This is a genomic window from Burkholderia sp. L27(2015) (assembly GCF_009765705.1).
GTDB lineage: Bacteria > Pseudomonadota > Gammaproteobacteria > Burkholderiales > Burkholderiaceae > LMUX01.
This window is the reverse complement of sequence record NZ_LMUX01000017.1, coordinates 622389-636104: the sequence shown is the minus strand read 5'-3', so window position 1 is coordinate 636104 and position 13716 is coordinate 622389. Positions and strand designations below refer to the sequence as shown.

At 56.6% G+C, this 13716-nt stretch carries 12 protein-coding genes; 8 read left to right on the top strand and 4 right to left on the bottom strand.

All coding sequences use genetic code 11. The features are described 5' to 3' along the window. Window positions 1–105: 105 nt before the first annotated feature. Complete coding sequence (locus GSQ77_RS16410) at window positions 106–1080, bottom strand: DMT family transporter (RefSeq protein ID WP_158903786.1); 975 nt, start codon at window positions 1078–1080, stop codon at window positions 106–108. 162 nt (window positions 1081–1242) lie between these two features. Between GSQ77_RS16410 and GSQ77_RS16405 the strand changes: the two genes are divergently transcribed. From GSQ77_RS16405 to GSQ77_RS16370, 8 genes are all read left to right on the top strand, one after another. Next, the gene (locus GSQ77_RS16405; protein ID WP_158903785.1) at window positions 1243–1587 is read left to right on the top strand and encodes a hypothetical protein; all 345 of its coding nucleotides are present in this window, start codon (window positions 1243–1245) and stop codon (window positions 1585–1587) included. Window positions 1588–1698: 111 nt separating this feature from the next. Continuing rightward, a complete protein-coding gene (locus GSQ77_RS16400; RefSeq protein ID WP_158903784.1) occupies window positions 1699–2127 on the top strand; it encodes an ABATE domain-containing protein in 429 nt (142 codons plus the stop codon). A 764-nt stretch (window positions 2128–2891) separates the two neighbouring features. Continuing rightward, entirely contained in the window at window positions 2892–3605 is a 714-nt protein-coding gene (locus GSQ77_RS16395; protein WP_158903783.1) for a gluconate 2-dehydrogenase subunit 3 family protein, read from the top strand. Window positions 3606–3620: 15 nt separating this feature from the next. Then, the gene (locus tag GSQ77_RS16390; RefSeq protein ID WP_158903782.1) at window positions 3621–5399 is read left to right on the top strand and encodes a GMC family oxidoreductase; all 1779 of its coding nucleotides are present in this window, start codon (window positions 3621–3623) and stop codon (window positions 5397–5399) included. Then, window positions 5396–6763: a cytochrome c gene (locus GSQ77_RS16385; protein WP_158903781.1), complete on the top strand. Its 1368-nt coding sequence runs from the start codon at window positions 5396–5398 to the stop codon at window positions 6761–6763. The genes GSQ77_RS16390 and GSQ77_RS16385 overlap by 4 nt, the downstream gene beginning before the upstream one ends. Window positions 6764–7115: 352 nt before the next feature. Beyond that, the gene (locus GSQ77_RS16380; protein ID WP_158903957.1) at window positions 7116–10022 is read left to right on the top strand and encodes an FAD-binding and (Fe-S)-binding domain-containing protein; all 2907 of its coding nucleotides are present in this window, start codon (window positions 7116–7118) and stop codon (window positions 10020–10022) included. 32 nt (window positions 10023–10054) lie between these two features. Next, window positions 10055–10801, top strand: a complete 747-nt coding sequence (locus GSQ77_RS16375; RefSeq protein ID WP_158903780.1) for a trans-aconitate 2-methyltransferase — start codon at window positions 10055–10057, stop codon at window positions 10799–10801. A gap of 31 nt (window positions 10802–10832) precedes the next feature. Further along, window positions 10833–11732, top strand: coding sequence for a LysR substrate-binding domain-containing protein (locus tag GSQ77_RS16370; RefSeq protein ID WP_158903779.1), 900 nt, complete (start codon window positions 10833–10835; stop codon window positions 11730–11732). A 39-nt stretch (window positions 11733–11771) separates the two neighbouring features. Here the strand turns inward: GSQ77_RS16370 and GSQ77_RS16365 are convergent, their stop codons facing one another. Genes GSQ77_RS16365 through GSQ77_RS16355 form a run of 3 tightly spaced genes read right to left on the bottom strand, consistent with a single transcriptional unit; the run spans window position 11772 to window position 13713 of the window. Beyond that, window positions 11772–12107, bottom strand: coding sequence for a YciI family protein (locus tag GSQ77_RS16365; protein ID WP_158903778.1), 336 nt, complete (start codon window positions 12105–12107; stop codon window positions 11772–11774). A 7-nt stretch (window positions 12108–12114) separates the two neighbouring features. Beyond that, window positions 12115–12765, bottom strand: coding sequence for a polysaccharide deacetylase family protein (locus GSQ77_RS16360; RefSeq protein ID WP_158903777.1), 651 nt, complete (start codon window positions 12763–12765; stop codon window positions 12115–12117). Window positions 12766–12780: 15 nt separating this feature from the next. Then, a complete protein-coding gene (locus GSQ77_RS16355; RefSeq protein ID WP_158903776.1) occupies window positions 12781–13713 on the bottom strand; it encodes a carbon-nitrogen hydrolase family protein in 933 nt (310 codons plus the stop codon). Between the last annotated feature and the right edge of the window lie 3 nt (window positions 13714–13716).

The window sequence follows — 13716 nt, the reverse complement described above, 5'->3', positions numbered from 1 at the left end:
TCGTCTTCCAAAAAAAGGGGCGCGCTCGCTCGACCCATCGCTAGAGCAAGGGGGCGCGGTCGCACTGCGCCAACCCCGCACGAACCACCGCTGCGCCGAAGCTTATCAAGCTTCGCCTTCTGCCAACGCCTCGTTCAACCGCTCTTTCTCGTTGCGGGCGGGCATCTCACGATTCACGAGCCACAACGCAATACCAATCAGAATTCCACCGAACGCTTGGACCCATGAAAGCGATGTACCGAGTACGAAATACGACAGCACGACGGTAAAGAGAGGCGCAAGAAACAAGTACCCGCTGGTCTTGGTTGCGCCACCCTTGTTCAAAGCCACGAACCATAAACCGAACGAACCGGTTGAGGCCGGAATCGCAAGCCAGATAAACCATCCCCACTGTGCGTGAGTCGTCGGGGCAGGCCAATGCTCGCCGCTTGCATAGGCGATTGCGAGGACAGCGAGGGATCCGACCAGCATCTGCCAGAAGCTGAGCGACCACGATCTAAACGGTAGATTTGCGCGCTTATTGATGATCGTTGCGGCGGCCCAGCACAATGCGGATACGAGCCCAATGAGCTCACCCGTAATCGCGCCCGCTGATGCGTGTCCTTGACCTCCAATCCCGATTGCAAGCACTACACCGACGATACCGAGTGCGAGCCCTGCAACGCGTGCCTTATGCAGCGATTCACCCAAAAACAGCCGCCCCAGCACCGCGACCCAGATCGGGTTCGTGAAAAGCAAGATGGCCGCCGTGGACGCAGATATCGACCGCATTGCGACAAACAGCAAACCCATAACAGCAGTCGTTTGAAGGAGACCGATAAGCAGCACCAGCGCTGAATCCCGCAAATTCGCGCCCTTTGGAAAAAGAGCTGCCATCACCGATCGATTGTCAAAACAGACCAGCGGAAGGGTTGCCAGCGCTGCAACGAGGAATCGCCAGCCCACGAGCAACATTGCAGGAAAGCCTTGCGCAAGCAAAATCTTTCCCGATACGAAACTCGATCCCATCAGAAATGTAGACGCGATCAAAATAATAAAAAACTGCGCGCTGCCGTTGCCAGGCTGGGGGCGAGAACTCATTTTGAATCTCCTAAGACACATCGCATGTGGGGCGGCACTTTCATGCGGGCAATCATAGGCGACATTTGAATCGTCTGGCTCGACGCCGGCGCCTGTTTTGAGCTGGCCGGACTGTCACGCCGTTACGTCGTAACGCAACGGTCATTGATCTGGCGGCCCGCTATGACTGAAGACTGCCGCGTCTATGGGGAAATTGAAGTCGATACACCGCAGTGGGATGCTTACCTGAGCGAGCAATCGTTACGCAGTAACGGTGGCGATCAGATCAAGTTGAATTCCATTCAACCAAAGCGCAGTTCTTTTGTTTGCCGCCGTCTTTTCTTCCACTTATTCTCTACACATCGTTTGAGCCTGCAAACTCCGGTGCATAGCGACGCGATTGAGCGTCTGGCGAAATGCTGCATGGGCATGGCCAGAGCGGTCTTTCGTCGCAAGCAACAGGAATTGACCGGGCAAGTTCAGTTGATCAAAAATAAGCTGTGTTCTATGAACATGGCGGGCAAATGATAGTGATGTATAGTAACTTTTAAATATTAGTTTTATAGGTTTCATTCGCAATAATTTCTTGAGAACGATTCGATGGCGGCACGATGGTTTTCGACTTCCGATCAGGACGCGGTGCTCGATTTTCTGAACACGGCGATTCTCGGAAACGAGCATTCGGCTGACGTTTTCCAGACTGATGAGGATGTGGCGCTCTGGCTGCGGAATGCGGGGTTTTTGAACGATGGCCTCGTGCCTGAAGTAAAACCTCATGCATTAGTTATCGAGGCGAGGTCGCTACGCGAGCTGATACGCGAGTTGCTCATGCAACAAAAGGCGGGTGAGCTGGTGGATATCGGGCTGCTGAACGATAGGTTGGCCAAGGGAGGCTACTGGGTCGAGCTGGCGCACGACTGCGAAGGAAATCTAATCACGTGTCGGAGATATGCAAGAGACACGGCTGCGCAGGTGCTGATCCCGATTGCGGTGGCCGCGGCGGACCTGCTTGCAAGCGCAGACTTCAGACTCATCCGCAAGTGTGAAGGGGATGTGTTCCGCGCCTGATACGAGCCGTTTATACGATAGGATAAAAGATAAGAATGCAGCCGTTTTAAGCACGCATTCGACAAGCGAAAAATAGAAACCTATCGAAAACATACGGTATTCCGTCGGCAAGTTGAATACGATCGCGGTCACGCTCAACGCGCATAGGAACTCGTACACAAACCATGCGGCGCGGCTTCGAGCCAGAACGCGAAATATCAGAGCGATCCACAGCGCTTTACCCACGATACAAGCGATGCCATCCCAGTACGTCTGACTCAACAGGAGTTCGATCGGAAGCTCGCACAATGACCAAACCGCAGTGCTAGTCACGAGCCACCAAGTGCGTCGGTTTAGCTCTCTACGATGGTCCGTCGCACTAGTTACAGTGCCATCCCGAACGGTCCCGAACGATCTTCGCACAGGTTCGCCATGTAGGCCAATTTTTCTCATCTCGTGCTCCGGAGCATCGGGTCGGCGGATCTGACCACTCCATATAATGTTGTAAGGAGAACAGAATGTAAAATTAACGCGAGATTCCATACCGTGTGGGGAACGCCAACCCTCACCACACTATGCAACGCTCATGCAGTTTGCAAGTATCTGTTGGTATAACCCTCGTTGCCGTTTGTCGCCGGTAAGACGATTTCTCACACATTTATTTTGTTAGTGTGCTATAAATTTACTAACCTATATAAAGTGATATAACCGGTTAAATTTGGTCAAAGTGCGAGACGTGGCGGTCGGTGGCCGGACGTCATGGCAACTAGAATTTGGAGGATTGAATGTCATCCAATAAAACCTCTCTTGCACGCAGACGGTTTCTCGGCAAAGCCGCAATAGGAGTGCCCGCGACGGCACTGTTAGAAGGCTCCAAAGGACTCGTACAAAATGCGATCGCGGCTGAAAGCGATCCGTCATCGTACACACCGACGTTCTTCAACGACCACGAGTGGGAATTTCTCACGGCCGCAACCGACCGGCTTATTCCGCCGAGCTCCGACGGGCCCAGCGCCGTAGAGGCAGGGGTCCCGGAGTTTCTTGACCGGCAGATGCAGACCGCTTATGGACATGGTGGCCTCTGGTACATGCATGGTCCGTTTGTTCCGGAGTCTGTGCCCACGCTCGGATATCAACTGAAACTAGCACCGCGTGACCTCTATCGGGTGGCCATCGCGGCGGTCGATAACTGGTGCACGCAAAATCGCGGCAACGCTTTTGCGCAACTCAGCGACGCTCAACGTGACGAGGTCCTGACCTTGATGCAAAAGGATCAATTGCCGTTACGGGAGTTGCCGGCCCGAGTCTTCTTCGCGCAACTTTTGCAGAACACAAAGGAAGGTTATTTTTCTGATCCGATTCACGGAGGGAATCGCGGAATGGGTGCATGGAAAATGATCGGCTTCCCTGGCGCGCGTGCCGACTTTGTAGACATGAGCGCACAACCCGGGAAGGTGTATCCACTAGGCCCCGTTTCGATTTCCGGCAAGAGAGGTTAACCAGAGAGGTAAGGCATGGCAACCAAGCTCAAATCTGTGGATGTTGTCCTGGTCGGCTTCGGATGGACCGGAGCTATTATGGGGAAGGAGCTTTGCGAGACAGGCCTCAAGGTGGTGGCCCTTGAGCGTGGCGTTTCCCGTGACACATACCCTGATTTCGCCTATCCCAAGATTGCCGACGAGTTGACATACGGCATACGTGGCAAGCTATTCCAAGACCTATCGCGCGATACCCTTACGGTGCGCTATACGCTCAAAGACACCGCTGTTCCCTATCGCGAGCATAACGCGTTCTTGCTCGGCGAAGGAGTCGGCGGCGCTGGGGTGCATTGGAACGGGCAAACCTACCGCCCGTCGCCGGAGGATTTGCAGTTACGATCACATATGTCGGCGCGGTACGGCCAAGGCTTCATTCCGGCCGACATGACGATCCAGGACTACCCCGTAAGCTACGACGAGCTCGAACCTTATTTCGATCGCTTCGAGTACTTATGCGGTACGTCGGGCCGCGCTGGAAACTTGAACGGTCAGAAAATCGAAGGCGGTAATCCATTCGAAGGCTGGCGGTCACGTGACTATCCGACCCCTCCCGTTGTAGACGTGTACGGCGCGACGCTGTTCGCCAATGCGGCGAAGCAACTGGGCTATCATCCATTTCCACAACCGGCATCGAATGCCTCCCGCCCGTACACCAATCCCTACGGTGTACGTCTGGGGCCCTGCAACCTCTGCGGTTTCTGCGAGCGCTTCGGGTGCTTTTTATACTCAAAAGCGACTCCGCAGACCACCATCCTGCCGGTACTCCTGAAACTGCCGAACTTTGAGTTGCGCACTAGAAGTCTGGTGACTCGCATCAACTTAGACGGTAGCGGCAAGAGAGCTACCGGCGTGACGTACATCGACGAGCAGGGAAGGGAGATCGAGCAACCTGCCGATCTGGTGATTTTGTCTGCCTACCAGTTCCACAATGTCCGGCTATTGTTGCTATCGGGCATTGGTACCCCCTACGATCCCGTTTCGGAAAGTGGTGTCGTCGGCAAGAACTACGCTTATCAGATGATGAGCTCGACGTCGGTATTTTTCGACAAGGACGTCGCGATTAACCCCTTCATTGGGGCGGGTGCCGGCGGCTCTCAAATCGTTGACGAATTCAACTCCGACCATTTCGATCATGCTAAGCAGGGTTTTGTCGGCGGAGCTTATATCATCGGCGGTCAGACAGGGGGTCGACCCATCCAGCAACTCAGTGTTCCGGCAGGTACGCCTGCCTGGGGAGCCGAGTGGAAGCGCGCGGCAAAGGATTCTTACCTTCACACTACCTCTGTGGTGACGCATGGTTCGGTGATGTCCTACCGTGATCGGTATTTGTCGCTTGACCCGACATATAAGGATTCGGTTGGCCAACCTCTGTTGCGGATGACGTTTGATTGGCACGACAACGAGTATCGGATGTCGAAATTTGTTACCGATCGCGCGCTTGAAATTGTCAAGACCATGGGGCCTAAATCGCATTCGACATTGCTGCGACAGCCGGGTGATCACTTCGATGTTAGGCAGTACCAGACGACCCACACCACAGGTGGCGCGATCATGGGAAGCCGACCCGACAATAGCGTCGTCAACCGATATCTGCAGAGTTGGGACGTGCACAACCTGTTCGTGCTTGGTGCATCGGCATTCCCGCAGAACATCGGCTATAACCCGACCGGCCTGGTCGGCGGGCTCGCATATTGGGCTGCCAATGCCATTCGCACCCAATATCTTAAAAACCCTGGTCCTTTAGTACAAGTATGAACACTCCCCATACTCCCGTACGCGCGGCGCCGGCGCGCGCTTTCAAGCTGGTCGTCACGCTCATTGTCCTCATTGCTGCGGCAGTCATACTAGCGTGGATCGCGACGCTATTTGCCGGTCGCGTGGATGACAACACAACCGCGTTAGCGGCCGATCCCGCGATGGTGCAGCGGGGTGCCTATCTGGCGAAAGCGGGCGACTGTATTGCTTGCCATACGTCCAGGAATGGCAAACCGTTTGCGGGCGGCGCACCTTTGTCATCCCCGATCGGCACGATTTTTTCTTCAAACATAACCCCGGATCGTGAGACGGGAATCGGCGCTTACACGTACGCGGATTTCGAAGCTGCAGTGCGACGTGGGATAAGCAAGAATGGAGCTTCGTTGTATCCAGCGATGCCGTACCCGTCGTATGCGCATGTTACCGACGCGGACATGAGCGCTCTCTATGCGTACTTTATGCTCGGCGTCCCACCGGTGCATGAGGTAGATAAGAGCAACGATATACCGTGGCCGCTGTCGATGCGGTGGCCGCTTACCTACTGGCGGTGGATCTTTGCTCCACGTGTGGGCCCGACCATAACGACATCGCCAGGAGACGCGGAACTGGCACGTGGTGCCTATCTTGTTCAAGGATTAGGGCACTGTGGTGCGTGCCATACGCCGCGCGGGGTTACCCTGCAGGAACTCGCGTTGACGGATGCCGATGGCCTCTCTTACCTGGCTGGGGGTATCGTAAATGGCGGCACCGCGCCGAGCCTGCGGACTGACAAATTGACAGGGCTCGCTCAATGGACAGATGCTTCATTGGTCGAGTTCCTGAAGACAGGACGCAACGCCAATACCGCCGCTTTTGCCGACATGTCCGACGTCATAACCCACAGCACACAATTCATGACGGACAGCGACTTGGCTGCGGTCGCACATTACCTGAAGTCGCTAGCGCCAGCGCACGACGAATCGGCGTATGCGTATGACGCAGCCACTGCAAACGCGCTGTACACAGGGCACGACGACTCGAGCGGCGCGCGCCTGTACCTCGATAATTGTGCGGCCTGCCATCGCAGCACCGGTTTAGGTTACCCCCAAGTGTTCCCGGCCTTAGCGGGTAATCAAGTGGTGAATGGATCGGATTCAAGTCTCGTCGTACGGATCATCCTACATGGCAGTAAGATGCCTTATACGGAAACGGCGCCTAGTCAATTCACGATGCCGGATTTCGCATGGAGACTATCAGACCAAGACGTCGCGGATGTTGCCTCGTTCATCCGTGGTAGCTGGGGTAATCGCGGCGCTGCTGTGACTGTCTCGGCGGTCGCCAAGATTCGCGCACAAACCCAATCACCATCGCCGTCGGATCCATGAAGTTCCAAAAAGATAGTGCAATAGAATGAGCGATGGATCGACTTAACGATACCGCGGCGACGTCTGACGTGGCGGACTCAACAACCTGACAATGCCCTTGGCGCAGTTGAATTCCATTCAACCAAAGCGCAGTTCTTTTGTTTGCCGCCGTCGTTTCTTCTACTTACTCTGTACACATCGTTCGAACTTCCAAACGCCGCTGCATAGCCGCCGGAAATCGGCTGCGCGTGAGTGGCACATGAGCGGCACATAAATATCCAATTCGAATGGACCGGAGGCATTGCAAATTGACTATAGAAGCGGCAACCGTAACGTGAGAAAAGCGACCCCGTTCCAATCGAGCGCCCAACTGATGGCAACATTGGAGGCAGATCTGCGTCGTGGCATCAGCGGCGAAGTGCGCTTCGACTCGGCGTCCAAAGCGATCTATGCTTCCGACGCTTCGAACTACAGGCAGATACCACTGGGTGTTGTCGTGCCAAAGACGACGAGCGATCTGGTCGCGGCGATCGGCATATGCCACCGGCACGACGTGCCGTTCCTCACGCGAGGAGCCGGTACGTCGCAGAATGGCCAATGCGTGAACGTCGCGGTGATCGCTGACACGAGCAAATACGTCAATCACGTGATCGCCATCGATCCACAAGAACGATGCGCTATCGTCGAACCCGGGGTGGTCTGCGACACGCTGCGAGACGCTGCACAGCAACATGGCCTGACGTTTGGCCCCGATCCTGCTACCCACAGCCGTTGCACGCTGGGCGGCATGATCGCAAACAACTCGTGCGGTGCTCACTCGATCATGGCGGGTAAGACCGTTGAGAACGTCGAGGCGCTGGAAATCGTGACCTACGACGGCGCTCGCTTCTGGGTTGGACCCACTTCGGATGAGGAGCTCGGTAACATCATCGCCGCGGGTGGCCGCAAAGGCGAGATCTATCAGAAGCTGAGCAATCTGCGGGACAAATACGCTGGCTATATCCGTCGCGAATTTCCGCAAATCAAACGTCGGGTGTCGGGTTTCAATCTCGATCAATTGTTACCGGAAAACGGCTTTAACGTAGCGCGTGCGCTGGTGGGCACCGAGGGCACTTGCGCTGTCACCCTGCATGCGAAAGTCACGCTGGTGAACAGCCCCGCATGCCGAGTTCTACTTGTGCTGGGCTTTGCCGATATTTTCCTAGCGGCCGACGCCGTGCCGCACTTCACGCAGTTTGGCCCGATTGCGATCGAAGGTCTGGACCGTGGGATTATCCGCGGGTTGCAAGCACGCTCACTCAAGCAAGAAGAGATTTCCCTGCTACCCGCCGGTGACGCATGGGTGGTGCTTGAGTTCGGCGCGGCATCGCGGGAAGAAGCGGTGCGACAAGCGTGCAACGCGCGCGACCATTTTCTGTCCGGTGCTGCGGGCCGGGATATCAGCGGGCTCATCGTCGAGCAAGCAGGCGAGCAAGAAAAAATCTGGTCCATCAGGGAAACCGGCGCCTCGGCAGTCGCACTGTCGATAGATCCATCCAAACCCGACCCTATCGTGGGCTGGGAAGATGCCGCTGTCGATCCGCTGCGTCTTGGCGATTACCTACGGGAGTTTCAAGGTCTGGTCGATCGTTTCGACTACGAAACCTGTTTGTATGGTCATTTCGGCGACGGCTGCGTGCATGCGCGTATCACTTTCGACATACGGAGCGTGGAGGGCATAGCGAAATGGCGCGAATTCCTTCGCGCTGCCGCGCAGTTGGTGGTTAGCTATGGCGGTTCATTATCGGGAGAGCACGGCGACGGACAAGCCAAAGCCGAGTTCTTGCCGTTGATGTACGGTCCCGAAATCATGAAGGCGATGGAGGAATTCAAGGCGATATGGGATCCGGACAATCGCCTCAACCCCGGTAAAGTTGTCCATGCCTACCGTGTCGATGAAAATCTGCGCGTTGGACCGGCCTATAAGCCTGTATCGCTTACAACCAAACTGCAGTTTATCAGCGCCGAAGGTCGAGGCTTGCAACGCGAAACCGAGCGTTGCATAGGCATGGGAAAATGCCGATCCCTCTCCGGCGGGACCATGTGCCCGAGCTATCGCGCAACCCGGGAAGAACAATTTTCCACGCGAGGGCGCGCTCGTCTGTTTTGGGAGATGTTGCAAGGCGAGCTTATCAAAGATGGCTGGAACAGCCCGGAAGTGAAGGCTGCGCTGGATACCTGCCTCGCATGCAAAGGTTGCAAAAGTGACTGTCCGACGCACACCGATATGGCTTCCTACAAAGCCGAATTCCTATCGCATTACTACGAGTCGAATCGGCGGCCACGGCAAGCGATTTCGATGGGCCGAATCGGCGATTGGGCGCCGGTAGCAAGCCGTTTTCCACGGGTCGCCAATGCGCTGATGAGGGCTCCGATGCTCGGGGCCTTGGGCAAACAGATCGCCGGTATCGCCAAAGAGCGCAATTTACCCGCTTTCGCGCCGGTGCCGTTCAGACGGGCGGCACGCCGCCGGATGCCCAACGCTTTTCTGCGCGATGACAGCAACGCGAAGAAAGTCATATTATGGGTCGATACGTTTAACGAAAACTTCTCGCCGGATGTCGCGATGGCGGCGAGCGAGGTGCTCATTTCGCTCGGCTACCAAGTGTTGCTGCCCAGGAAGCGCCTTTGCTGCGGCCGGCCGCTTTATGACTTCGGACTGATCGACCGAGCGCGGCACTTGCTGGAAGTCGCCGTCGACGAACTCGCCGCGGAGATTGACGCGGGTATCCCGGTGGTCGGTCTGGAACCGGGCTGCCTGTCGGTGTTCAAGGACGAGCTGCTACGGCAATTGCCTGAAAATGAGCGGGCGCGCAGACTGTCCCGGCAGACCTTCCTATTTTCCGATTTTGTCGCGGCGCAAAATTTTTCATGGCCGCAACTTGATGCGACGGTGCTCGTGCATGGTCACTGCCATCAGAAGTCATTGTTCGGCATGCAAGGGGACAAAAAACTTCTGGACCTGCTGGGCGTACGATGGACGCTTATCGATGCCGGCTGCTGCGGGATGGCCGGCTCGTTCGGTTTCAACTCGGACCATTATCAGTTGTCCATGAAAATCGGGGAGGACACCTTGTTACCTGCCGTGCGTCAGGCTGCAGCGGACACGATTATTCTCACAAACGGCTTCAGCTGCGCAGAGCAAATCGAGCAGGGCGCGGGCAGACGTTCGATGCATATCGCCGAGCTAGCTTTGCAGGCCTTGCGTGCATCGCGTGCGGACACGACAGGTATATCATGAGTTATCCCACGAGTTGCCCACCTGAGTCACCTATGTCGATCACAAATCCGATCAGCTCCAACGATGTTCGCTTTTTTCGCGATTACGGTTTGCGCGTAGTGGAGCTGCTAGCACCGCAGTCGGGTGAGGCTATCCTTGATCTCGGGTGCGGCGACGGACAACTGTCGATGCTCTTGCAGGACCGTGGGGCGAGAATTACGGGCGTGGACATCGATCCACAGGCCGTAGAAGAGGCCAAGGGGCGTGGCATCGATGCGCGGCTGCAGGACGCGCAGGCGCTGAAATTTCCCGCCGAGTTCGACGCGGTGTTTTCCCACGCTTCGATTCACTGGATGCCGGAAGTGGACAAGGTGTTTGCCGGCGTGTGGCGAGCATTGAAGTCGGGCGGCCGCTTCGTCGCCGAAACCGGAGCGCATCGAAACATTGCGGCCATCCATACCGCGATGATTGCGACGCTGCTGCACTTCGATGTTCCCGAGGAGCACATCCCGCGGTTTTACTACCCGGTCGCGGACGAGTGCTGCGACTTGCTCGAGGCCAGTGGCTTCTCGGTCTCGATGATACAAACCTTCCCTCGACCCACGCCGTTGCCACGCGGTATCAACGCGTGGTTCGAGATGTTTGGCCAACCTTTCTTTCGGATCGTCGAACCGGGACGTCGAAAAGAAGCGATGCTTTATGCCGAGCGCTTGCTCGAACCTGTCTTGCGCACAGGACGAGGTGACTGGATCGCGGACTACGTGCATCTACGGTTCAAAGCGACGAAGAAACCCAACTGAATATCAGATCCGAGCGTTTTTTGGAACCTCTATGAGCCGACTGCCTTCTCTTCGGGCGCTGCGTGCGTTTCAAGTTGCAGGAACGCATTTGAACCTTGCCGACGCCGCGGACGAGTTATGCATCACCGCGTCGGGAGTGAGTCATCAAATTCGCCTTCTCGAAGAGGATCTCGATACCAAGTTGTTCGATCGCACTGGTCGCGGGCTTGAGCTGACGGAGCGCGGCGCAGAACTGCTACCGCTGTTGACCGACGTGTTCGACGAACTCAGCAGCATCATTTCGGGCTTCAAAAGCAATAGGAAAGCCGGTGCGGTCAATATCTCCATGCCGGCAACGTTTGCATCCCGGTGGTTTATCCCCAATCTGGTGAAGTTCGAGACGCTGTTTCCGGAGGTCGATATCCATTTGTCTTGCCAGGAAGGCAGCGCTACGCGCGCAGCGAAGGAGTTGGATTGCGCGATTCGCTTCGGTCACACTGATTGGGCCGGCTACCGCGAACTGATGCTGTTCTCGGAAAAACTGATCGCGGTTTGCAGCCCTAGATTGATGCGCGGTTCTTCACCGCTGTCGCCATCGGATATCGCCAATTTTCGTTTGCTGAATGTGGAATCGCAGCCGGCCGAATGGGAAATGTGGGCAAGAGGGACCGGCGCACAGGTCCCCACCAAAGCGAGGACGCTGACGTTCGAAAGCCGCGAGTTAGCCTTGCAAGGCGCTGTCGAAGGCTTGGGCGTGGCTTTGGCAGGACTGGCCGACGTGGCCGAAGACGTCAGGCAAGGGCGCTTGGCGCTCGCCTTCGATGGCGCGCAGGTGATCAGCGGGACCTACTTCCTTTTGGTATCGGAGCAGCGAGCCTCATCGCCCGGTGTTGCGGCGCTCTCGGAATGGATACAAAAGGAGTTTTCCGATGCCGCGCCGCAACCGACGTAATCAGGGCTGGCCCCGGGGCTAGCCTCGCGGTTACCCTTGTTACCCCGTGAAAGCATCTTTCTTCGTGCCCATCCGTGCCTGAAAACGCCTTACCTCGACACTTTCGAACAAGCCTGCCACATTGAACGGATCATTCGAGGCGAATGCTTCGGCTTGTTCCTGACTATCGAACTCGGCCAGGTACAGGCTGCCGATTTCCCGCGGCTGCGAGCCGGGCGCTCCAGCGTCGCACGCTACACCGTCCGACGACCATAACGCGCCAGCACATAGGATCGCCGATTCAAAGCCCTTCAGGTAGGCCAGATGAGCCGCGCGGTGAGCGTCGCGCCCGCCGGCGGCTTGCACGCGGTCGATGCGATAGATAGAGAAGATCATCGCGCGCCTATTTGGTGGCAACGTAGTCCGCGATGTCCAGGAGGATCTTCCCGTTGGCGATAGGCACCACATGCTCGGGAAAATCCTGGACGATCTCGTAGCCGTTATTCTTGAGTCCGACGACGAGGGCATCGATTCGATCGCCGATGGTCTGCTCGCTGTCGCGCAGCGCGAGGCAGCTCCATTCTTTCTGGTCGCAATACTCGAGGCACATTTCTACCCAGGAATCGGCGTTATTCCACTCACGTGGGGTGAAATCCCACAAAACGCATCGGTAACCTCGATCGAGCAGATGCTGAACCGCAACCGGATTGAGAAGCCGGGTGTCGAGCACACCGCCGAAGCCAAACGGCCGATACATACGTTCCGGCGTCGCCAAATCCCCCAAGGCGTCGAAGCCGAGGTCGATTTCGGCAATAGCCTGATTGAAGTCCTCCATCCAGCCCATGGGCGTCTTGTGATAGTGGGAATGGCTGCCGTACCAATGGCCTTCTTCCACTGCACGCGCAGCCGCCGCGCGGGCGTCAGGCTCGTCGAGCTTGGAGCAGATAGAGAAAAAACTGCTCTTGATGCCATGGGCGGCCAAGACATCGAGTACGGCGTGAGTGGACTCGGGATTTGGACCGTCGTCAAACGACAAGGTAACTTTTTTGCTCATTATGGATAGCGATGCCTAGAAAGGGTTGAACGTGGTTTCGACGTTTTTTTGCTTGCTTTGATTGATATGCAATTTGACGACATCAGGGCGCGCGTAGTGACCGGTGCCGTCGATAATGTGTTTCCAATCGGCGATCAGGCCGAAGTCGAGTTCTGCCGTCAGCAATACCTCTTCATCAGGTGCGGCTCGTGCCAGATACTTGCCTCCGGGAGCTACGATGGCCGAAGCGCCGCCGCCCAGGCGTAGGGGTTGCGACGCTTCCTCTCCGAGGTAGTGAGCCATCTCGGGCGTAAATACCGAGGTGGTGCTGACCACAAACGCCGCCGACTCGATCGCGTAAAGTCTGACGGCAGCGTCGATCAAATCGTCTGTCCAGGGCATACCGCCCGGCCAATTCGCGATATGGATTTGCTCGCCTTGCGATTGAATCGCGTACCGGAACAAGGGATTGGTATGTTCGTAACAGATCAGCGACCCGACTTTACCGATGGCGGTTTCATAGATGCCGAGGTCCGATCCGTCGCCGCGACCCCATGTAATCCGCTCATGGTGTGTGGGCACCAACTTGCGGCGGCAGCCCAGGATCGTGCCATCCGCGTCGATCAAGAGTTGGCTGTTATAGATCGTGCCGCCGTCGAGTTCGTTGATTCCGACCGACACCACGCAGGCGGCTTCGCTTGCGGCCTGGCGCAGCCTCGCGACAACCTCCGAATCGAGCCGGACCGCCTGCTCATAGAGCGTGCGCGCAAATCGGCCACGCGCGCTGAACGGGTCGTGGATCAACGTCCAATAGGGGTAGCCCGGCAGTACCGTTTCCGGGAATACCACCAGCTTGGCGCCTAGTTTGCCGGCGTCCAGAATGGATGCGACGATCTTGTCAGTTGTGGCGGCGAGGTTCATGTACACCGGGGCAATTTGTGCCGCGCACACTATGGTTTTATGAGCCATGGA

What these genes read in the sequence shown, in the direction of transcription:
- GSQ77_RS16365 (WP_158903778.1), bottom strand. Translation starts at nt 12,107, where the DNA reads ATGATCTTCTCTATCTATCGCATCGACCGCGTGCAAGCCGCCGGCGGG.
- GSQ77_RS16410 (WP_158903786.1), bottom strand. Translation starts at nt 1,080, where the DNA reads ATGAGTTCTCGCCCCCAGCCTGGCAACGGCAGCGCGCAGTTTTTTATT.
- GSQ77_RS16405 (WP_158903785.1), top strand. Translation starts at nt 1,243, where the DNA reads ATGACTGAAGACTGCCGCGTCTATGGGGAAATTGAAGTCGATACACCG.
- GSQ77_RS16355 (WP_158903776.1), bottom strand. Translation starts at nt 13,713, where the DNA reads ATGGCTCATAAAACCATAGTGTGCGCGGCACAAATTGCCCCGGTGTAC.
- GSQ77_RS16390 (WP_158903782.1), top strand. Translation starts at nt 3,621, where the DNA reads ATGGCAACCAAGCTCAAATCTGTGGATGTTGTCCTGGTCGGCTTCGGA.
- GSQ77_RS16370 (WP_158903779.1), top strand. Translation starts at nt 10,833, where the DNA reads ATGAGCCGACTGCCTTCTCTTCGGGCGCTGCGTGCGTTTCAAGTTGCA.
- GSQ77_RS16375 (WP_158903780.1), top strand. Translation starts at nt 10,055, where the DNA reads ATGTCGATCACAAATCCGATCAGCTCCAACGATGTTCGCTTTTTTCGC.
- GSQ77_RS16395 (WP_158903783.1), top strand. Translation starts at nt 2,892, where the DNA reads ATGTCATCCAATAAAACCTCTCTTGCACGCAGACGGTTTCTCGGCAAA.
- GSQ77_RS16385 (WP_158903781.1), top strand. Translation starts at nt 5,396, where the DNA reads ATGAACACTCCCCATACTCCCGTACGCGCGGCGCCGGCGCGCGCTTTC.
- GSQ77_RS16360 (WP_158903777.1), bottom strand. Translation starts at nt 12,765, where the DNA reads ATGAGCAAAAAAGTTACCTTGTCGTTTGACGACGGTCCAAATCCCGAG.
- GSQ77_RS16380 (WP_158903957.1), top strand. Translation starts at nt 7,116, where the DNA reads ATGGCAACATTGGAGGCAGATCTGCGTCGTGGCATCAGCGGCGAAGTG.